This window comes from Leclercia adecarboxylata, from assembly GCF_035787115.1.
GTDB lineage: Bacteria > Pseudomonadota > Gammaproteobacteria > Enterobacterales > Enterobacteriaceae > Enterobacter > Enterobacter adecarboxylatus_E.
This window is the reverse complement of the sequence record NZ_JALKTL010000010.1, coordinates 39927-60426: the sequence shown is the minus strand read 5'-3', so window position 1 is coordinate 60426 and position 20500 is coordinate 39927. Positions and strand designations below refer to the sequence as shown.

The 20500-nt window shown below is 56.5% G+C and carries 17 protein-coding genes and 4 tRNA genes; 15 read left to right on the top strand and 6 right to left on the bottom strand.

What is annotated here, in order from left to right; translation table 11 throughout:
* Positions 1–25 precede the first annotated feature (25 nt).
* The 13 genes from wecB to MXM41_RS21595 all read left to right on the top strand — a co-directional run bounded on the left by wecB (position 26) and on the right by MXM41_RS21595 (position 10864).
* On the top strand, positions 26–1156 hold the full coding sequence (gene wecB / locus MXM41_RS21655) for a non-hydrolyzing UDP-N-acetylglucosamine 2-epimerase (protein ID WP_325934338.1): 1131 nt from the start codon (positions 26–28) through the stop codon (positions 1154–1156).
* Positions 1153–2415 carry a UDP-N-acetyl-D-mannosamine dehydrogenase gene (wecC, locus tag MXM41_RS21650; RefSeq protein ID WP_325934336.1) on the top strand — a complete coding sequence of 421 codons (1263 nt, stop codon included), beginning with the start codon at positions 1153–1155 and terminating at the stop codon, positions 2413–2415. The genes wecB and wecC overlap by 4 nt, the downstream gene beginning before the upstream one ends.
* On the top strand, positions 2412–3089 hold the full coding sequence (rffC, locus tag MXM41_RS21645; RefSeq protein WP_325934335.1) for a dTDP-4-amino-4,6-dideoxy-D-galactose acyltransferase: 678 nt from the start codon (positions 2412–2414) through the stop codon (positions 3087–3089). Before wecC ends, rffC begins: the two co-directional genes overlap by 4 nt.
* 4 nt (positions 3090–3093) lie before the next feature.
* A complete protein-coding gene (rffA, locus tag MXM41_RS21640; RefSeq protein ID WP_325934332.1) occupies positions 3094–4224 on the top strand; it encodes a dTDP-4-amino-4,6-dideoxygalactose transaminase in 1131 nt (376 codons plus the stop codon).
* 1 nt (position 4225) lies between these two features.
* On the top strand, positions 4226–5476 hold the full coding sequence (gene wzxE / locus MXM41_RS21635; protein WP_325934330.1) for a lipid III flippase WzxE: 1251 nt from the start codon (positions 4226–4228) through the stop codon (positions 5474–5476).
* Complete coding sequence (locus MXM41_RS21630) at positions 5473–6552, top strand: TDP-N-acetylfucosamine:lipid II N-acetylfucosaminyltransferase (protein ID WP_325934329.1); 1080 nt, start codon at positions 5473–5475, stop codon at positions 6550–6552. Before wzxE ends, MXM41_RS21630 begins: the two co-directional genes overlap by 4 nt.
* On the top strand, positions 6549–7901 hold the full coding sequence (gene wzyE / locus MXM41_RS21625; RefSeq protein ID WP_325934328.1) for an ECA oligosaccharide polymerase: 1353 nt from the start codon (positions 6549–6551) through the stop codon (positions 7899–7901). Before MXM41_RS21630 ends, wzyE begins: the two co-directional genes overlap by 4 nt.
* A 12-nt stretch (positions 7902–7913) precedes the next feature.
* Positions 7914–8654 (top strand): lipopolysaccharide N-acetylmannosaminouronosyltransferase, encoded by a 741-nt coding sequence (gene wecG / locus MXM41_RS21620; RefSeq protein WP_325934327.1) that lies wholly within the window; start codon positions 7914–7916, stop codon positions 8652–8654.
* A gap of 267 nt (positions 8655–8921) precedes the next feature.
* Positions 8922–10304: a bifunctional threonine/serine APC transporter ThrP gene (gene thrP, locus MXM41_RS21615; protein WP_325934326.1), complete on the top strand. Its 1383-nt coding sequence runs from the start codon at positions 8922–8924 to the stop codon at positions 10302–10304.
* Between the two features lie 105 nt (positions 10305–10409).
* A tRNA-Arg gene (locus tag MXM41_RS21610) sits at positions 10410–10486 on the top strand.
* Between the two features lie 74 nt (positions 10487–10560).
* Positions 10561–10636: transfer RNA gene (locus tag MXM41_RS21605), tRNA-His, on the top strand.
* Positions 10637–10657: 21 nt separating this feature from the next.
* Positions 10658–10743 (top strand) — tRNA-Leu (locus MXM41_RS21600).
* A 44-nt stretch (positions 10744–10787) separates the two neighbouring features.
* Positions 10788–10864 (top strand) — tRNA-Pro (locus MXM41_RS21595).
* A 505-nt stretch (positions 10865–11369) separates the two neighbouring features.
* Here the strand turns inward: MXM41_RS21595 and MXM41_RS21590 are convergent.
* From MXM41_RS21590 to hemC, 5 genes are all read right to left on the bottom strand, one after another.
* A complete protein-coding gene (locus tag MXM41_RS21590; RefSeq protein ID WP_325934325.1) occupies positions 11370–12575 on the bottom strand; it encodes an MFS transporter in 1206 nt (401 codons plus the stop codon).
* A gap of 159 nt (positions 12576–12734) precedes the next feature.
* On the bottom strand, positions 12735–13934 hold the full coding sequence (gene hemY / locus MXM41_RS21585) for a protoheme IX biogenesis protein HemY (RefSeq protein ID WP_325934323.1): 1200 nt from the start codon (positions 13932–13934) through the stop codon (positions 12735–12737).
* 2 nt (positions 13935–13936) lie between these two features.
* Positions 13937–15109, bottom strand: coding sequence for a uroporphyrinogen-III C-methyltransferase (gene hemX, locus MXM41_RS21580; RefSeq protein ID WP_325934322.1), 1173 nt, complete (start codon positions 15107–15109; stop codon positions 13937–13939).
* Positions 15110–15130: 21 nt separating this feature from the next.
* Positions 15131–15871, bottom strand: coding sequence for a uroporphyrinogen-III synthase (gene hemD, locus MXM41_RS21575; protein ID WP_325934321.1), 741 nt, complete (start codon positions 15869–15871; stop codon positions 15131–15133).
* Positions 15868–16809 (bottom strand): hydroxymethylbilane synthase, encoded by a 942-nt coding sequence (gene hemC / locus MXM41_RS21570; RefSeq protein WP_325934318.1) that lies wholly within the window; start codon positions 16807–16809, stop codon positions 15868–15870. Before hemC ends, hemD begins: the two co-directional genes overlap by 4 nt.
* A gap of 345 nt (positions 16810–17154) precedes the next feature.
* On the opposite strand from hemC, the gene cyaA reads away from it, so the two are divergent.
* On the top strand, positions 17155–19701 hold the full coding sequence (gene cyaA, locus MXM41_RS21565) for a class I adenylate cyclase (protein WP_325934316.1): 2547 nt from the start codon (positions 17155–17157) through the stop codon (positions 19699–19701).
* Between the two features lie 134 nt (positions 19702–19835).
* Here the strand turns inward: cyaA and cyaY are convergent, their stop codons facing one another.
* Positions 19836–20159, bottom strand: coding sequence for an iron donor protein CyaY (cyaY, locus tag MXM41_RS21560; protein WP_325934315.1), 324 nt, complete (start codon positions 20157–20159; stop codon positions 19836–19838).
* Positions 20160–20296: 137 nt separating this feature from the next.
* Here cyaY and lptM point away from each other — a divergent pair, with 137 nt between their 5' ends.
* Positions 20297–20500 carry an LPS translocon maturation chaperone LptM gene (gene lptM, locus MXM41_RS21555; protein WP_325934314.1) on the top strand — a complete coding sequence of 68 codons (204 nt, stop codon included), beginning with the start codon at positions 20297–20299 and terminating at the stop codon, positions 20498–20500.

Sequence of the window (20500 nt, the reverse complement as noted above, 5' to 3'; positions counted from 1 at the left end):
CATCGTCTAATCGAAGAGAATCGATGTGAAAGTACTTACCGTGTTTGGTACAAGGCCGGAAGCCATCAAGATGGCACCCCTGGTTCATGCGCTGGCAAACGACCCTCATTTTGAGGCGAAAGTTTGTGTTACCGCGCAGCATCGGGAGATGCTGGATCAGGTCCTTAACCTCTTTTCTATTGTCCCCGATTACGACCTCAATATTATGAAGCCGGGGCAAGGGCTAACTGAAATTACCTGCCGTATTCTGGAAGGGCTGAAGCCTATTCTGGAGTCGTTTAAGCCTGATGTCGTGCTGGTTCATGGCGATACCACAACCACCATTGCCACCAGCCTGGCGGCGTTCTACCAGCGTATTCCGGTCGGGCACGTTGAAGCTGGTCTACGTACCGGCGATCTCTACTCGCCGTGGCCCGAAGAAGCGAACCGGACCCTGACCGGGCATCTGGCGATGTATCACTTTGCGCCAACCGAGAATTCCCGTCAGAACCTGCTGCGTGAGAACGTCAACGACCGGCATATCTTTGTCACCGGCAACACGGTGATCGATGCGCTTATCTGGGTGCGCGATCGGGTGCTGGCGAGCGACACCCTGCGCGGTGAACTGGCCGAGCGCTATCCGTTTATCGGTAACGGCAAAAAGATGATTCTGGTAACCGGGCACCGGCGGGAAAGTTTCGGCCAGGGCTTCGAGCAAATCTGCCATGCGCTCGCCGAAATTGCTGCGCTTAATGAGGATGTTCAGATCGTCTATCCGGTACATCTAAACCCTAACGTCAGTGAGCCGGTTAATCGCATCCTGGGCCACGTCAAAAACGTTATTCTGATCGAGCCGCAGGACTATCTGCCTTTCGTCTGGCTGATGAACCATGCCTGGCTGATCCTGACCGACTCGGGCGGCATTCAGGAAGAAGCCCCTTCACTCGGGAAGCCGGTGCTGGTGATGCGTGAAACCACTGAACGTCCTGAAGCGGTCAAAGCGGGAACGGTAAGACTGGTGGGAACCGATTCGCGAGCCATCGTGGAAGAGGTGACGCGTCTGCTGCACAACAATGAAGAGTATCAGGCCATGAGCCGCGCCCATAATCCGTATGGTGATGGCCAGGCCTGTGACCGTATTTTGTTCGCACTTAAACACAATCGGGTATCGCTATGAGTTTTACTACCATTTCTGTCATTGGTCTTGGCTATATTGGTCTGCCCACGGCGGCGGCATTTGCCTCCCGTCAAAAACAGGTAGTAGGTGTTGATATCAACCAGCATGCGGTTGCGACTATCAACAAGGGTGAAATTCATATCGTTGAACCGGATCTCGACAAGGTAGTAAAGACGGCCGTTGAAGGGGGATACCTGAAGGCCAGTACTACACCTGTTGCCGCCGATGCCTACCTGATCGCCGTACCAACGCCGTTTAAAGGCGAGCATGAACCCGATATGGTCTACGTCGAAGCGGCCGCGAAATCCATCGCCCCGGTGCTGAAAAAAGGCGCGCTGGTTATCCTCGAGTCTACCTCCCCGGTGGGGGCCACCGAACAAATGGCCGAGTGGCTGGCTGAGGCGCGCCCGGATCTGACCTTCCCGCAGCAGGCGGGGGAGCATGCCGATATTAATGTTGCCTACTGTCCGGAGCGCGTCCTGCCTGGTCAGGTGATGGTCGAGCTGATTAAAAACGATCGTGTTATTGGCGGCATGACGCCTGTCTGTTCCGCCCGCGCCAGCGAGCTGTATAAGATCTTCCTTGAAGGCGAATGTGTCGTCACTAACTCCCGTACCGCTGAGATGTGCAAACTGACCGAAAACAGCTTCCGTGATGTTAACATCGCCTTTGCGAATGAACTGTCGCTGATTTGTGCCGATCAGGGGATTAACGTCTGGGAACTGATCCGTCTGGCAAACCGTCATCCGCGCGTCAATATCCTCCAGCCCGGACCGGGTGTGGGGGGCCACTGTATCGCGGTCGATCCGTGGTTTATCGTGGCGCAGAACCCGCAGCAGGCACGTCTTATCCGCACGGCCCGCGAAGTCAACGACAGCAAACCACACTGGGTGCTGAACCAGGTGAAAGCCACCGTGGCAGATTATCTGACCGCGAGCGGCAAGCGGGCAAACGAAGTGAGCATCGCCTGCTTTGGGCTCGCCTTTAAGCCGAATATTGACGATCTGCGTGAAAGCCCGGCGATGGAAATTGCCGAAATGATTGCCCAATGGCACAGCGGCGAAACGCAGGTGGTTGAACCGAATATCCATGAACTGCCGAAAAAGCTGGCCGGCCACTGCACCCTGACAAGCGTTGAGGATGCGCTGGCAACCGCCGATGTGCTGGTGCTGCTGGTGGATCACAACCAGTTTAAAGCGATCAAGGGCGAGGCCGTCCGCCAGGATTATATCGTTGATACGAAAGGTGTCTGGCGTTGAGTCAGCTATCTGGCGAATTACAGCCGCTGGCGTGGGAAAGTCAGTTCTTTTCCCTTCCCACGGCACTCGTGCGCCTCTCTGACAATGCCCCGTCGCTGGCGGCATCCGATTTAAATGCCTGGCAGCGCCTGCAGGCCAAAATTCCGGCCGTCCGTGCCGACTGGCTGGATGCGCTGCAGCAGCAGGGCTTCAGGCTGGTTGAAGGCGAAGTCGATCTCGCCATTACCGTGACGCATTACGGTTGCCCTGGCGCTGAGCCTGCAACGGAACAGGATATCCCGGCGCTGCGCCAGCTGGCCGCGCAGGCCTTTGCGCAGAGCCGTTTTCGTACACCGTGGTACGCCCCTGAAGACAGCGGCCGCTTCTATGCCCAGTGGATCGAAAACGCGGTAAAAGGCACCTTCGACCATCTTTGCCTGGTGTTCCGTGGGCCGGATGACGCCATCGCGGGTTATGTCTCCCTGCGTAAACTCAGCGACACCGAGGCGCGTATCGGCCTGCTGGCCGGGCGCGGCATGGGCGAGAAGCTGATGCAGGCGGCGTTGCACTGGGCGCAACAACAGCAGATTTCCACTTTGCGTGTGGCGACCCAGATGGGCAACACCGCCGCGCTTAAACGTTATATCGCAAGCGGTGGCAACATCGAAACGACCGCTTACTGGCTATACAGGTGACAAGATGATCCCATTTAATGCGCCTCCTGTGGTGGGCACCGAACTTGATTATATGCAGTCAGCGATGGGCAGCGGCAAACTCTGTGGCGATGGCGGCTACACGCGCCGTTGCCAGCAGTGGATGGAACAGCGTTTCCAGAGTCCAAAAGTTCTGCTGACCCCCTCCTGCACCGCGTCGCTGGAGATGGCGGCACTGCTGCTTGATCTCGGGCCCGGTGATGAAGTGATCATGCCGAGCTATACCTTCGTCTCCACCGCTAACGCATTTGTGCTGCGTGGGGCGAAAATCGTCTTCGTTGATATCCGCCCGGATACCATGAACATCGACGAGACGCTCATCGAAGCGGCTATCACAGACAAAACCCGCGCCATCGTACCGGTGCACTACGCCGGTGTAGCCTGTGAGATGGACACCATCATGGCGATTGCCAAAAAGCATAACCTGTACGTGGTGGAAGATGCCGCACAGGGCGTGATGTCCACCTACAAAGGCCGCGCGCTGGGTACCATCGGGCATATTGGCTGCTTTAGCTTCCACGAAACCAAAAACTACACCGCAGGTGGAGAAGGCGGCGCGACCTTGATTAACGATCGTGCGCTGGTGGAACGTGCAGAAATCATCCGTGAAAAGGGGACCAACCGCAGCCAGTTCTTCCGCGGGCAGGTGGATAAATACACCTGGCGCGATATCGGCTCCAGTTACCTGATGGCGGATCTTCAGGCGGCGTACCTGTGGGCGCAGCTGGAGGCGGCCGATCGCATCAACCAGCAGCGTCTGGCGCTATGGCAGACCTATCACGATGCGCTGGCCCCGCTGGCGCGCAAGGGCCGTATCGAACTGCCGACCATCCCGGCGGATTGTGTGCATAACGCGCATATGTTCTATATCAAGCTGCGGGATAACGACGATCGCAGCAAGCTTATCGCCTGGCTGAAAGAGGCCGAGATCCTGGCGGTGTTCCACTATATTCCGCTGCACTCCAGTCCGGCAGGGGAAGCCTTTGGCGAATTCGTGGGTGAAGATCGCTTTACAACGAAAGAAAGTGAGCGATTACTCCGCTTACCGCTGTTCTACAACCTCGCTGCGGTAAACCAGCGCACGGTCATTAATACCCTTCTGAGTTATTTCGGCTGATATGTCTCTGGCGAAAGCATCGGTGTGGACCGCCGCGTCCACACTCGTCAAGATCGGCGCGGGACTGCTGGTCGTCAAACTGCTGGCCGTCTCCTTTGGCCCGGCGGGCGTCGGGCAGGCGGGTAACTTCCGCCAGCTGGTCACTGTTCTGGGCGTCCTGGCCGGGGCGGGCATCTTCAACGGCGTGACCAAATACGTTGCGCAGTATCATGATGATGCGGCGCAGCTGCGCACCGTAGTCGGCACCTCCTCCGCGATGGTACTGGGTTTTTCCACGCTGCTGGCCGTCATCTTTTTACTGGCGGCCGCGCCAATTAGTCAGGGCTTATTCGGTCACACGGGCTATCAGGGCCTGGTGCGACTGGTGGCGCTGGTACAAATGGGCATCGCCTGGGCTAACCTGCTGCTGGCGCTGATGAAGGGCTTTCGCGATGCCGCAGGCAATGCGCTGGCGCTGATCGTCGGCAGCGTGACTGGGGTTATCGCCTATTACGCCTGCTACCGGCTGGGCGGCTACGAAGGCGCACTGTTGGGGCTGGCGCTAGTGCCAGCGCTGGTGGTCGTTCCGGCGGCGTTTATGCTGATGCGCAGGGGTACCATCCCGCTGGGCTATCTGAAGCCCAAATGGGATCGGCTCCTGGCGGGGCAGTTAGGAAAATTTACCCTGATGGCGCTTATCACCTCCGTCACCCTACCGGTGGCCTATGTGATGATGCGAAACCTGCTGGCGGCACATTACAGCTGGGATGAAGTGGGGATCTGGCAAGGGGTCAGCAGCATCTCGGATGCATACCTGCAGTTTATTACCGCCTCCTTCAGCGTCTATCTGCTGCCCACCCTCTCAAGGCTGACTGCCCGGCAGGAGATCACCCGCGAAATTCTTCGCTCGCTGCGTTTCGTGTTACCGGCGGTGGCTGCCGCGAGTTTTACCGTCTGGCTGCTGCGCGATCTGGCCATCTGGCTGCTGTTCTCCGATAAATTTAACGCGATGCGCGATCTGTTCGCCTGGCAGCTGGTGGGGGATGTACTGAAAGTAGGCGCTTACGTTTTTGGCTATCTGGTGATTGCCAAAGCTTCGCTGCGGCTCTATATCCTGGCGGAAATCAGCCAGTTTGCCCTGCTGACGGCATTTGCTCATTGGTTGATCCCTGCGCACGGCGCGCTGGGGGCGGCCCAGGCCTACATGGCCACCTACATTGTCTATTTTGCTGCCTGTTGCGGCGTCTTTTTACTTTGGCATAAACGCGCATGACTGCACTGATTCACGTCCTGGGATCGGATATCCCACACCATAACCAGACCGTACTGCGGTTCTTTAACGATGAACTGGCACCCGGCAGCGCGCTGGCGCGTGAATTTATGGTGGTGGGTCAGGATACCGGCCTCAGCGCCGCCTGCCCGGCACTACAGCTGTCCTTCTGGCCGGACAAAGCAACACTTGCAAAAGCGGTGATTGCCAAAGCCAAAGCCAACCGCCAGCAGCGTTTCTTTTTCCATGGGCAGTTTAATACCGGTCTGTGGCTGGCGTTGCTGAACGGCGGGATCAAACCCGCGCAGTTTAACTGGCATATCTGGGGGGCCGACCTGTATGAAGTCTCCCGGGGCTGGAAATTCCGCCTTTTCTACCCGCTGCGGCGCATGGCGCAGGGGCGGGCAGGCTGTATCTTTGCCACTCGCGGCGATCTGAATTATTTTGCCAGACAGCATCCGAACGTCCGCGGTGAGCTGCTCTATTTCCCTACCCGCATGGACCCGGCGCTAAACGGTTTAGCCAGGGACGTGAAACGCGAGGGCAAGCTGACGATTCTGGTGGGTAACTCCGGGGATCGCAGTAACGAGCATATTGCGGCGCTGAAGGCAGTGCATCAGCAGTTTGGCGATACGGTCAACGTGATTGTGCCCATGGGCTATCCTGCTAATAACGCGGCGTACATTAATGAGGTCCGTCAGAGCGGGCTGGCGCTGTTCAGCGCTGATAATTTGCAGATCCTGAGCGATAAGCTGGCGTTTGACGACTATCTGGCGTTGCTGCGCCAGTGCGACCTGGGCTATTTCATCTTTGCGCGCCAGCAGGGGATTGGCACGCTGTGTCTGCTGATTCAGGCGGGCGTACCCTGCGTGCTCAATCGCGAAAACCCGTTCTGGCAGGACATGGCTGAGCAGCATATTCCGGTGCTGTTCACGACCGACGATCTGAACGAAGAGGTGGTGCGTGAAGCGCAGCGCCAGCTTGCACAGGTGGATAAAAACGCCATCGACTTCTTCAGCCCGAACTATCTTATGCCGTGGCATCAGGCGCTGCGGATCGCCTCAGGAGAGAATGCATGAGCCAGTTGCAATTTAGCGGCCTGCTGGTCATCTGGCTTCTGAGCACGCTGTTTATCGCCACCCTGACCTGGTTTGAGTTCCGCCGGGTACGCTTTAACTTCAACGTCTTCTTCTCGCTGCTGTTTCTGCTGACCTTTTACTTCGGCTTCCCGCTGACCAGCCTGTTGGTGTTCCGTTTCGATGTGGCCGTGGTACCTCCGGAGATCCTGATGCAGGCGCTGCTGTCGGCCACCTGCTTCTATGGCGTGTACTACGTCGCCTATAAGACGCGGCTTAAACCGGCAGCCAGCACCGCGCCGCGACGGCCATTGTTTACCATGAACCGGGTCGAAACCCACCTGACCTGGGTGATGCTGATGGGGATTGCGCTTGTCACCGTCGGTATCTTCTTTATGCACAACGGCTTCTTGCTCTTTAAGCTGCACTCCTACAGCCAGATCTTCTCCAGCGAAGTTTCCGGGGTGGCGCTCAAGCGCTTCTTCTACTTCTTCATTCCGGCGATGCTGGTTGTCTATTTTCTGCGTCAGGATGCCCGGGCGTGGCTGTTTTTCCTCGTCAGTACCGTGGCCTTTGGTCTGCTGACCTACATGATTGTCGGCGGCACGCGCGCGAACATCATTATCGCTTTCGCGATCTTCCTGTTTATCGGCATCATTCGCGGCTGGATTTCGCTGTGGATGCTGGCTGCAGCAGGCGTTATGGGGATTGTTGGCATGTTCTGGCTGGCGCTGAAACGCTATGGCATGGATGTCAGCGGCGACGAGGCGTTTTATACCTTCCTGTATCTCACCCGTGACACCTTCTCACCGTGGGAAAACCTTGCCCTGCTGCTGCAAAACTACGACAAAATCGACTTCCAGGGGCTGGCGCCCATCGTGCGCGATTTTTATGTCTTTATCCCTACGTGGCTGTGGCCGGACAGGCCGGGCGTGGTCCTGAACACCGCCAACTACTTTACCTGGGAAGTGCTGAACAACCACTCGGGGCTGGCGATCTCACCGACGCTCATCGGCTCGTTGGTGGTGATGGGCGGCGGGTGGTTTATTTTGCCGGGCGCCATCGCCGTTGGTCTGATTATCAAATGGTTCGACTGGCTCTATACGCTGGGCAATCAGGAGACCAACCGCTATAAGGCGGCGATTTTGCACAGTTTCTGTTTCGGTGCCATTTTCAATATGATCGTGCTGGCGCGAGAGGGGCTGGATTCATTCGTCTCACGCGTGGTCTTTTTCATGGTGGTTTTTGGCGCCTGCCTGCTGATGGCGAAACTGCTGTACTGGCTGTTCGACAGCGCCGGGTTAGTGCACAAGCGCGAACCGGCAAATAGCAGGGCGCTTTCGCGAGTCTGAGTAAGGATAATAATGACTGACAATACCTCTGCGCCGCAGTATGACCTGCGGGGCCTGAAGCTGATCGGCTGGCGTGATATGCAGCATGCGCTGGACTATCTGTGCGCCGGGGATGGGATCAAAACCGGTACGCTGGTGGCTATCAATGCAGAAAAAATGCTTACCATTGAGGACAACGCCCAGGTGCGTGAGCTCATCGAAGCGGCTGAGTTCAAATATGCGGACGGAATAAGCGTGGTTCGCTCCGTGCGTAAGAAGTACCCGAAGGCGAATATCTCGCGCGTCGCGGGGGCCGATCTCTGGGAAGCGTTAATGGCGCGGGCAGGGACAGAGGGTACGCCGGTGTTCCTCGTCGGCGGCAAGCCAGACGTGCTGGCGCAAACCGAGCAGAAATTGCGCGCGCAGTGGCAGGTGAATATCGTCGGCAGCCAGGACGGTTATTTCAGCGCTGACGATCGGCAGGCGCTGTTTGCCCGCATTCGTGACAGCGGGGCGAAGATTATCACCGTTGCGATGGGATCGCCGCGCCAGGAGATCCTGATGCGTGACTGCCGCCAGGTGTACCCGGACGCGCTCTATATGGGGATGGGGGGGACTTACGATGTCTTTACCGGTCATGTGAAACGCGCGCCAAAAGGGTGGCAGAACCTGGGGCTGGAGTGGCTGTATCGTCTGTTATCCCAGCCCAGCCGGATCACCCGGCAGCTGCGTCTGCTGCGTTATCTCGGCTGGCACTACACCGGTCGGCTTTAATATCCCATAAGCAGCGCGATATGCTGTTCGCGCTGCGGCCTGCCGCTGAACATGCTGCTTTTCTATGCAATACATTCATTTTTTTAACGCATCGTTTGCCATTTCATAAAATTTAAGAAACCATTCCCTCCTTTATTACCTTATCAGGCTGTTTTTGCATCAACCGTAAACATAAACGGCCCATGATGCACAGCCTGCGATAGCGCATCCGTACCTATAAAAATAACCGGCTCAGGCCGGGAGAGTCGCAAGCACAACCGAGGATTTATGGCAGACAAAAAACCGGAGCTTCAGCGTGGGCTGGAAGCTCGTCATATCGAACTTATCGCCCTGGGTGGGACAATTGGCGTGGGCCTGTTTATGGGCTCCGCCAGTACCCTGAAATGGGCGGGGCCGTCGGTCCTGCTGGCCTATATCATCGCCGGGCTGTTCGTCTTCTTTATCATGCGCTCAATGGGCGAGATGTTGTTCCTTGAGCCGGTGGCCGGCTCCTTTGCCGTCTACGCGCACCGATACATGAGCCCGTTTTTTGGCTATCTCACGGCGTGGTCGTACTGGTTTATGTGGATGGCGGTCGGGATATCGGAGATCACCGCTATCGGCGTGTACGTGCAGTTCTGGTTCCCGGAGATGGCGCAATGGATACCCGCGCTTATCGCTGTGGGGCTGGTGGCGCTGGCAAACCTGGCCGCCGTGCGTCTGTACGGTGAGATCGAATTCTGGTTCGCGATGATTAAAGTGACCACCATCATCGTAATGATTGTTATCGGTATCGGGGTGATCTTCTTCGGCCTGGGTAACGGAGGACAGGCGATTGGCTTTGGCAACCTGACCGAACACGGCGGCTTCTTTGCCGGCGGCTGGAAAGGCTTCCTGACGGCGCTCTGTATCGTAGTGGCATCCTATCAGGGTGTTGAGCTTATCGGCATCACCGCCGGGGAAGCGAAAAATCCGCAGGTCACGCTGCGCAGCGCGGTGGGCAAGGTGCTGTGGCGTATCCTGATCTTCTATGTCGGCGCGATTTTCGTGATCGTCACTATCTTCCCGTGGAATGAGATTGGCAGTAACGGTAGCCCGTTCGTGCTGACCTTTGCCAAAATCGGCATTACCGCGGCGGCGGCAATTATCAACTTTGTGGTGCTGACGGCGGCGCTGTCCGGCTGTAACAGCGGCATGTACAGCTGCGGACGTATGCTTTATGCCCTGGCGAACAACCGCCAGCTGCCAGCGGCGGTGGGGAAGGTCTCCCGTGCGGGGGTGCCGGTGGTGGGCGTTGCTGTCTCGATTATCGTCCTGCTGGTGGGATCATGCCTGAATTACATTATCCCGAATCCGCAGCGTGTCTTCGTCTATGTCTACAGCGCCAGCGTTCTGCCAGGGATGGTGCCGTGGTTTGTGATCCTGATAAGCCAGCTGCGTTTTCGTCAGGCGCATAAAAAAGCGATTGCCAGCCATCCGTTCCGCTCCATTCTGTTTCCCTGGGCGAACTACGTTACGATGGCGTTCCTGATCTGCGTGCTGATCGGCATGTATTTCAATGAAGATACCCGCATGTCGCTGTATGTCGGCATGATCTTCCTGGCTGCCGTCAGCGCGGGATATAAGCTTTTTGGCCTGGGTCGACACGTTGAAAGGACAAAAACGCAGTAATATGCGGCAAAGTGCGCAAAGTCTAAGCAAACGCGCATTTATTTTAAAAAAGCACTAGACAGCAGACCGAGACCTCCGTAATATCCAGCCCCGCAACGGCGCTAAGCGCCCGTAGCTCAGCTGGATAGAGCGCTGCCCTCCGGAGGCAGAGGTCTCAGGTTCGAATCCTGTCGGGCGCACCATTCACCCGGTGCTGGAGCTGCGGTGGTCTGTTAAGTAGGCAGAACCGCGTGATAGAGTAAAGAATCAAGTAGTGGTGGCTATAGCTCAGTTGGTAGAGCCCTGGATTGTGATTCCAGTTGTCGTGGGTTCGAATCCCATTAGCCACCCCATTATTTAAAGAGTTGTGAATTGCGAAGGTGGCGGAATTGGTAGACGCGCTAGCTTCAGGTGTTAGTGTCCTTAGGATGTGGGGGTTCGAGTCCCCCCCCTCGCACCACGACTTTTAATGAATTGAACTAAAAATTCAAAAAAGCAGTATATCGGCGAGTAGCGCAGCTTGGTAGCGCAACTGGTTTGGGACCAGTGGGTCGGAGGTTCGAATCCTCTCTCGCCGACCAATTTTGAACCCCGCTTCGGCGGGGTTTTTTGTTTTCTGCAATTCCTGCCCCTGTTGCTAATTGCCGACAGCGAGATCCCGGCCTGTCGTGAATAAGTGACACTTAACTAATTGAAAAATAAAAACATATCGCTTTGTGTGTACGGGCGTCGCTTCCTGGCGACACCTTACCCGTTAAGCCGGTAAATTCTGCAGCATGTAGCCTGCCTGCCTGAGGACAATAATTTCCTTTTGTCTTAAAAAGTTGGAGATCGGACAACTTCCCTGTGCAACTTTGGCACGTTGCGTGCAATAATATACCTGTAGATGCTCATTCCACCTCTTATGTTCGCCTTAGCGCCTCATAAACTCCGGAATGATGCAGAGCCATTTACGGTGCTTATCGTCCACTGACAGATGTCGCTTCGGCCTCATCAAACACCCTGGGCACAACGTTGAGTGAAGCACCACAAGTTGTCAAACAGACCTGTTTAACGCCTGCTTTTTAGCAGGCGTTTTTTTATGCCTTATCTGCGGTATCGCATCATGATCGCCCCCACAATCAGCAGCGCACCCGTCGAGACGCTGTACAGCGCCTGCACCGGTCCCACAGCATCAGCAGCCAGGGCAGTGAGGCTGGTAAAGAAGGAAGCGCTGATAGTTTGCCACCGCCATGCTTTGCCGCTGGCAGACGAAACCTGCGCTGTCTGAAAGCTACTCATTACGCTGTATGTGCCAGCCGCAAAAACGATATTTGAGGCAAGGTGGGCGATAAACACCACGCCCAGTGCCGGCACGCCGGGCAGTAGTGGGATGGTTCCATACGAGAGAAGAAAGAGCCCAAGGCAGGCCAGCAGACGTCGGTTTTGCCTGGCGTAATGGGCCAGGCTCGCTCTTTTCAGCAGCAGCGGGCCGCACAGTTGCCCCATGCTGCGGGCAAAAAGCAGGGGCAGGGCCAGACCGGTGGCATCATCCGGTTCAATTTGCTGTGCCAGAGCAGGAAGCAGCGCCATAGCCGGGGATCCCACCGCGGCAAGTGCCGGTAGCAGTAACAGGCTGCGCTTTTGCTGCGGGACCAGCGTCTGCCAGCGTACAGCCACCGGTTTTTCGGTCTCTGCGGTGTGCTCAGGTGCCAGAGAGGGTAACGCTTTGCCTGTGAGACTCAGCATCAGCAATGAGCCAACAAACGTAAGCGCGTCGATCCCCACCAGCATCAGCGCAGGCAGATGGTGAAACAGCACAATGCCCAGCCCCGTACCGGCTAACACCTGTGAAGCAAAAATCATATTTTCCAGGCAGGTTGCTGCGGGCAGTTCGGCTTCTGACAGGCCGCGTCTGAACAGCAGGGTCAGTGCCGGCCAGCTCATACCAACCAGAAAAGCCTCGGCAGACTGCACCGCCAGTAGCGCCGTCACGCTATGAAACTGAATACCCAGCAGGGGAAACAGCAGGGCAACTAAACCCAGCGCTTCCGACAGGATCAGCAGGTGGATGGGGGAGTAGCGCAGGCAGAGCTTTTCCCCCAGGAGGCTGCCGAGAAACCCCGGGAGCGTGGCAAACAGGTATGCCATTGTCAGTAAGGATGCGGGAGCCTGCCAGTCGAGCAGCAGGCCAAAGATCATTACCTGGGTTAAGCCATTGCCCAGCGAGGTAAAGAGAAAAGCGCAGGCCAGCAGGCGCAGCCAGCGATGGCAGCGCAGCGCGTAAAAAAGCGCATACAAAAGCGTGTTCATGAAACGATCCTTTCAAAAACGATTTAATCCACGCCCTAAAAAGCGTGTACAGAAAAAATGTTCAATGAAAGTCGATCGTTACATTGGCGGAGGCGATCTCTGAAGATAGTGCAAAGAATGTAGCAAATAAAAAAGGAGGCCGTCAGGCCTCCTGTTAAATTATTGTTGCGTGGGATTATTTTGTAGCGTCAGCAGCAGGCCATCACGACGCATGGCGGCAGCCTCTTCCGGCAGATGCATCTTATCCAGCGTATCTGCCAGCCAGGCGTAATCGAACGCATCCGGGCGCTGTTTCAATGCGGCGCGGAAGGCGAGGCTGGCCTCTTTCCATTCGCCATGTCTAACCAGTGACTGACCCAGGGTGCTCCACAGCAGGGGGCGATCGCCCACGGTTTTGATCTGCTGGCGAAGCATTTTCTCGATCTGTTCCGGATTATTGGTTTTCAGACGCGGGATCACCATCACCAGCCGATCGTCATACTGGCGCTTCAGGCCATCAAGGATGATGCTCTGCGCGGTATCGTGATCGTCACACTCAATCAGATGCTCCGCCATGGCAACCTGCAGCGGCACCTGGTGACGGGTTTTGCGGCTCTGATTTTTCCACCAGGCTTTCAGGCCATCGCTGCCCTGATCGGCACGCGCCTGGTCCATCAGCCCGATCCATGCCTGACGTTGCAGGCTGTCGCGCTGTTCTTCGTCTCCCACGTTGGCTTTCGCCATCGACGGGATAATATCCAGCAGTGAGCCCCAGGCGCCGGTGCGGATGTAGGCCTGCTCTGCCAGGCGCAGCACTTCCGGATGACGCGGGGTGATCTCCAGCAGGCGATCGACGCCATGACGGGCGGCATGATTCTCGTTGCGCGCCAGCTGCAGACGCACGCGGGTGATCTCAACCGGGATCGGGTCATTTTCGGCAAGCTCAGAGGCACGTTCCAGATGCTGATTGGCGCGCGCTTCATCGCCGCGCTGCTGTGCGGCCTCCGCAGCCAGCAGATAGTTAACCACCGGCTGTTCTGCATGATCGGCGTTCTTCGACATCAGCTTTTCAACCTGTTGATAGTCGCCTTCTGCCAGCTTCAGCAGCGCCTGTTCGGTCTGCTTACGGGCACGGCGGCGCTTGCGGCCGACAAACCAGCTGCGGGTATGCGCCCCGGTGCGGAAGATGCGGCGCAGGATCCATTCGATCGCCAGAAACGCCACCATCGCCAGGATCAGAATGATCACCAGGCCGGTGACGCTGGTTTCGATATTGTAGTTATCGGTCTGGATCAGCACGTAGCCCTGATGGCCTGCCAGAATAGGGCCGAGAACGATCCCTGCCATCAGCAGTGCAAAGAGTAATAAAACTTTTAACATAATTACTCTCCTTGCGGCGCGCTGTCAGTGGCTGGGGCCGGGGCAGGAGACTGCTCCGCCGCTTCGCCCGGCTGTGCCAGCAGGTTACGCACGCGCGTCTGCATCAGCTTCTCCAGAATAGGCTGGCTCTCCAGCTTATCCGGTACGTTCATGGTGATGTTCTGTTGGCTCAGCTTATCCACATCTTCGAGGAAGGCCGTGGTGGTGGCATCGTCGGTATCGTAGTAAGCCCGTACCCAGGTGGAGACGTTATCCAGCGCCTGCTTGTAGGTCTCTTCCTGATGACGCGGCACGGCCTGCGCGGCTACCAGCAGGCGTGAACGCAGGTTTTCGCGCAGGTAGACGTCCTGATTCGGGGCTAACAGCGGCACGGCGGTCTCATCGCGGCGGCGAACGGTGATAAAGCTGTCCATAAAGTTCTGCCAGCTTTTTTGCAGGTTGATGCGCCATTCGCTGAGCGAGCTTGAAAGTTCGCTGCTGTCGGAATCCATCGGGGAGTCGTCGTCATTATTATCTGCCAGACGCAGATTATCGATCTGGTTCGACAGCTGATTTACTTTCAGGATGATGCCGTCGTAATCCACCTGCGAAACGGTCGACAGGCTGGCGATATCCGCCGTGAGTGCGCGACGCGCGGTGATGAGGCTTGGGTCGTTCATATCACCCAGGCTGGCATCAGCGCTTTTCAGCAGCGCAGCAGCGGTGGTGACATCCTGATCGCTCCATAGCTTGCGTCCGGCCAGTTTGACCAGAAAATCAGCCTGCGCCAGCAGCCAGGTTTTGGCGTCGGTACCTGAAATGGCCGCCACTTTTTGCTGCATCTCATCCAGCTGTTTGACCAGTTCATCCTGCTTTTGGGTCGCCGCTGCCAGACGGTCGGCCTGCTGTTTGATTACCCCATCCAGCTCGGCTTTTTGCGACTGCTGCGCCTTTTGTAAGGCGGTGACTTGCGTCACCAGTTCGTCGTTCGTGGTCGTCTGATTGGTAGCTTGTTTTTTCACCATGCCATACAGGCCGACGCCTGCGGCCAGCGCAATGGCGATCGCAATCGCGCTTAACGCCAGACTGGTTTTATTGCTGCCATGCTTTTTCTCTGTCGTTTCTGGCTGTGGCGTGGTGTCCACAGTCTCCCTGGTCTCTTCAACCACGGCGGAGGATTTTTCTTGTTCCGTCATTATGGCTTCCCATTATGAGAGTTATTGTAATGCGCGCAGCAGCGCATCGTTGTCGGCGTTATCAGCGATCCGAATATCTTGCCAGCCCAGTTCCCGGGCGAGGTTCGCCAGACGCTCACTGACGACCAGAAGCCGACAGCGGAGTAGCCAGTTTTCACGATACCATTGTGGGATGAGTGACCAGAGCTGCTGCAGCATCTCCCCGCTGGTCACCACCAGCGTAGTCACGCCGCGAGCCTGCCAGCGCATCGCCTCTTCCGCACCGTCATAGTGTTTATGACTACGTTGATAACATTCACAAAATGTCACTTCTGCTCCGCGCTCACGCAGCGTGTCGCCCAGCAGTTCTCGTCCACCGTTGCCGCGTAAAATCAGAGCGCGCTTCCCCACAACGGTTTGTAATTCAGGTAATTGTAGCAACACTTCGCTGGTTTCCCGATCTAACGGATAGCGAACCTGCTGACCGCTTTCGGTATGCAGCGCCAGGGCGGTGGTTCTGCCGATGGCGAAATAGCATGGCGCATCAGGCCAGCGCTGACCGTCCTGTTGCAGCCGGGCGTGGGCAAATTCCACGGCATGTTGTGACAGGACAAACAGCAGGTCGTCCTTTTGCAGCGCGCCAAGGTGGCCGGCAAGCCGGGGGAGCTCCCGACCCGGGGAAAACTCAATCAGCGGAAAGCTCCACGCCACCTGCCCGAGTGCGCGCAGACGGCTCACTAACTGATCTCCTGCGGGAGAAGGGCGGGTGACGAGAATACTCATGCCGGGGGTTCTCCATTATAGACGTCCGCGAGGATTTCACGGGCGCCGTTGTTCAACAGCTCTTCCGCCAGTGAAATACCCAGCTGTTCCGCATCCTCTGGTTTGCCGCGACGTTCGCCGCGTACCATCTGCGAACCGTCCGGCGCGCCAACCAGCGCACGCAGCCACAGTTCGCCATCTGTTAATTCAGCATAGCTGCCAATCGGCACCTGGCATCCCCCTTCGAGGCGGGTATTCATGGCGCGCTCTGCCTGAACGCGGATAGCGGTCTCGTCGTGATTGAGTGGCGCCAGCAGCGCATGGGTACGTGTATCGTCGAGGCGGCACTCAATGCCCACCGCGCCCTGACCGACCGCCGGCAGCGACTGTTCCGGCGCCAGGGCCGCCTTAATGCGCGATTCCAGACCCAGACGTTTCAGGCCAGCAACCGCCAGAATGATGGCGTCATATTCACCGTTATCCAGCTTACTCAGGCGGGTGCCAACGTTACCGCGAAGCGAGCGGATGATGAGATCCGGGCGGTACTCGGCCAGCTGGCACTGGCGGCGTAAACTTGACGTGCCAACGATGCTTCCCTGTGGCAGGGCATCCAGTGAATCGTAGTGATTTGAGACAAAGGCGTCGCGCGGATCTTCACGCTCGCAAATGGTGACCAGCCCCAGCCCTTCAGGGAAATCAACCGGGACATCCTTCATGGAGTGGACCGCGATATCGGCGCGATCTTCAAGCAGTGCCAGCTCAAGTTCTTTCACGAACAGGCCTTTCCCGCCTACTTTCGCCAGCGGTGTATCAAGAATGACATCACCGCGCGTGACCATCGGCACCAGCTCTACGCGCAAACCTGCATGGCAGGCCTCAAGGCGCTGCTTAACATAATGTGCCTGCCAGAGCGCAAGGGGGCTTTGGCGTGTGGCAATTCTTAAAACATTGTCTAACATGCTTGTTACCGTCTTAATCGTCTGCTGACCATCCTAACATTGTTGTCTCAGGACTGTCAGGTTTACGGACGTAGAAGGGGTTCAGGACAGGGCTGCGATACAGGTTGCCTGCTGCCGTATTCAGGAATTTACACGTACAGAACGGTGCTACACTTGTATGTAGCGCATCTTTCTTTACGGTCAATCGGCAAGGTGTTAAATTGATCACGTTTTAGACCATTTTTTCGTCTCAGTGACCATAAAGATAAGGGCGAAAAAGGGCGACGGCTACTTTCGAAATACTGTGAACGCATAATCCTCGGTCTGACTGAAGATTAACGCTTTCTGAACATCAGGCGATACGTCTTGTACCTCTATATTGAGACTCTGAAACAGCGACTGGATGCCATCAATCAACTGCGCGTCGATCGTGCGCTTGCTGCCATGGGACCTGCTTTTCAACAGGTTTACAGTCTACTGCCGACATTGCTGCATTTTCACCATCCGCTGATGCCGGGTTACCTTGATGGTAACGTTCCCAAAGGCATCTGCCTTTTCACGCCTGATGAAACCCAACAGCACTACCTGAAAGAGCTGGAACTCTATCGCGGTATGCCGGCGCAGGAGTCCCCGAAAGGCGAACTGCCGATCACCGGCGTCTATACCATGGGCAGCACCTCGTCGGTGGGGCAAAGCTGTTCCTCAGATCTTGATATCTGGGTTTGCCATCAATCCTGGCTTGATAATGAAGAACGTCAGCTGCTGCAGCGTAAATGCAGCCTGCTTGAGAGCTGGGCGGCATCGCTCGGCGTGGAAGTCAGCTTCTTCCTGATTGATGAAAACCGTTTCCGCCATAATGAAAGCGGCAGTCTGGGTGGTGAAGACTGCGGCTCGACCCAGCACATCTTATTGCTGGATGAGTTTTACCGTACCGCCGTGCGCCTGGCCGGAAAGCGTATCCTGTGGAGCATGGTGCCGTGTGACGAAGAAGAGCATTACGACGACTACGTCATGAAGCTCTACGCCCAGGGTGTCCTGACGCCAAACGAGTGGCTGGATCTGGGGGGCTTAAGCTCTCTGTCTGCTGAAGAGTATTTCGGCGCCAGCCTGTGGCAGCTGTATAAAAGTATCGACTCCCCGTATAAAGCGGTGTTGAAAACCCTGCTGCTCGAAGCCTACTCCTGGGAGTACCCGACGCCGCGCCTGCTGGCGAAAGACATTAAACAGCGCCTGCATGACGGCGAGATCGTCTCTTTCGGTCTTGATGCCTACTGCATGATGCTCGAGCGCGTCACCGAATACCTGAAAGCCATCGACGATCCCACCCGTCTGGATCTGGTTCGTCGATGTTTCTACCTCAAAGTGTGCGAGAAGCTCAGCCGCGAACGCGCCTGCGTCGGCTGGCGTCGTGAAGTGGTCAGTCAGCTAGTTAAAGAGTGGGGATGGGACGAAGAGCGTCTGTCGATGCTCGATAACCGCGCCAACTGGAAGATCGATCAGGTGCGTGAAGCCCACAACGAACTGCTCGACGCTATGATGCAGAGCTACCGTAACCTGATCCGTTTCGCACGCCGTAACAACCTCAGCGTGTCCGCCAGCCCGCAGGATATCGGGGTTCTGACCCGTAAACTGTACGCCGCGTTTGAAGCGCTGCCAGGGAAAGTGACGCTGGTGAACCCGCAGATTTCACCTGACCTGTCTGAACCGAACCTGACCTTTATCTATGTTCCACCGGGCCGTGCGAACCGTACCGGCTGGTATCTTTACAACCGTGCGCCAAGCATGGATTCGATCATCAGCCATCAGCCGCTGGAGTATAACCGTTACCTGAACAAGCTGGTGGCCTGGGCCTGGTTTAACGGCCTGCTGACGTCGCGTACCCGGTTGTTTATTAAGGGTAACGAGATTGTCGATCTCGCTAAATTGCAGGAAATGGTCGCCGATGTGTCGCACCACTTCCCGCTGCGTCTGCCTGCGCCGACGCCAAAAGCGCTCTACAGTCCGTGCGAAATTCGCCATCTGGCGATTATCGTCAACCTGGAATACGACCCGACGGCGGCCTTCCGCAATCAGGTAGTCCATTTCGATTTCCGTAAGCTGGATGTGTTCAGCTTTGGCGAGCAGCAAAACTGCCTGGTGGGCAGCGTCGATCTGCTGTACCGCAACTCGTGGAACGAAGTGCGTACCCTGCATTTCAACGGCGAGCAGGCGATGATCGAAGCGCTGAAAACCATCCTCGGCAAGATGCACCAGGATGCCGCCCCGCCGGACAGCGTCGAGGTGTTCTGCTACAGCCAGCATCTGCGCGGCCTGATCCGGACGCGCGTGCAGCAGCTGGTATCTGAGTGTATTGACCTGCGTCTCTCCAGCACCCGTCAGGAAACCGGGCGCTTTAAAGCGCTGCGCGTCTCCGGCCAGACCTGGGGCCTGTTCTTTGAACGTCTTAACGTCTCGGTGCAGAAGCTGGAAAACGCCATTGAGTTCTATGGCGCCATTTCACATAACAAACTGCATGGCCTGTCGGTACAGGTTGAGACCAACCACGTCAAACTGCCGCAGGTAGTGGATGGCTTTGCCAGCGAAGGGATTATTCAATTCTTCTTTGAAGAGACCGGGGACGAGGCCGGGTTTAACATCTATATCCTTGATGAAACTAACCGCGCCGAAGTGTATCACCACTGTGAAGGCAGCAAAGAGGAGCTGGTGCGCGACGTCAGCCGCTTCTACTCCTCTTCACATGACCGCTTCACCTACGGTTCAAGTTTTATCAACTTCAACCTGCCGCAGTTCTATCAGATTGTGAAGGTGGATGGCCGTGCGCAGGTGATCCCGTTCCGCACTCAGGCGATTACGCCGGTCGTACCTGACAGACAGGACGCCAGCACTCCGCTGTTGCAGCAGTATTTCTCCTGAGTCGCTGAGCCAGATGCGCGTTGCTTATCTGGCCTACGAAAGCGCTGCGGCCTGATGCCCTCACCGCGACCCTCTCCCACGGGGAGAGGGTGCAAATACCAAAAAACCTTCTCTTTAAGAGAAGGTTTTTGCGATTAACCTCGGAAGCTAACCTCTTCACCCGACTGCTGCGTTGCAGCCTGCTCCAGCAGATCCCAGAACGTTTCACCGCTGCGATCGCAAATCCAGTCGCTGCCCTTTAGATCGAAATGGTAGCCGCCCTGTTTGGTGGCGAGCCAGACCTGGTGAAGCGGTTCCTGACGGTTAATAATGATTTTGCTGCCATTTTCGAAGCTGATAGTCAGCACGCCGCCGTTGATTTCACAATCGATGTCGCTGTCGCCATCCCAGTCATCAAGGCGTTCTTCAATGGTTTGCCACAGGCTATCGGCAAGGCGATGGAATTCACTGTCATTCATGGTTGTGTTCCTGTTTTTCGTGATGGCGGCAGTATAACGCTAAATAATTCCAGTTGCAGGTTAGCGGCAAACTCTTGCTTTTGCGCCTTCTCCTGCGATGATAGAAAAAGAAAGCACGAACTTACAGGCAACCAATAATGAAAAACGTTTTTCGAACGCTTGCCGTTCTCCTCACGCTGTTCAGCCTGACCGGCTGTGGTCTGAAAGGGCCGCTCTATTTCCCGCCGGCAGATGAAACCGCGCCGCCGCCGACCAAAAAAGTCGAAAGTCCTGTTGAATCCACCATGCCGGATCGTAACGATCGTGGCGATAATAATGGTCCAAGCCAGGTAAATTACTGA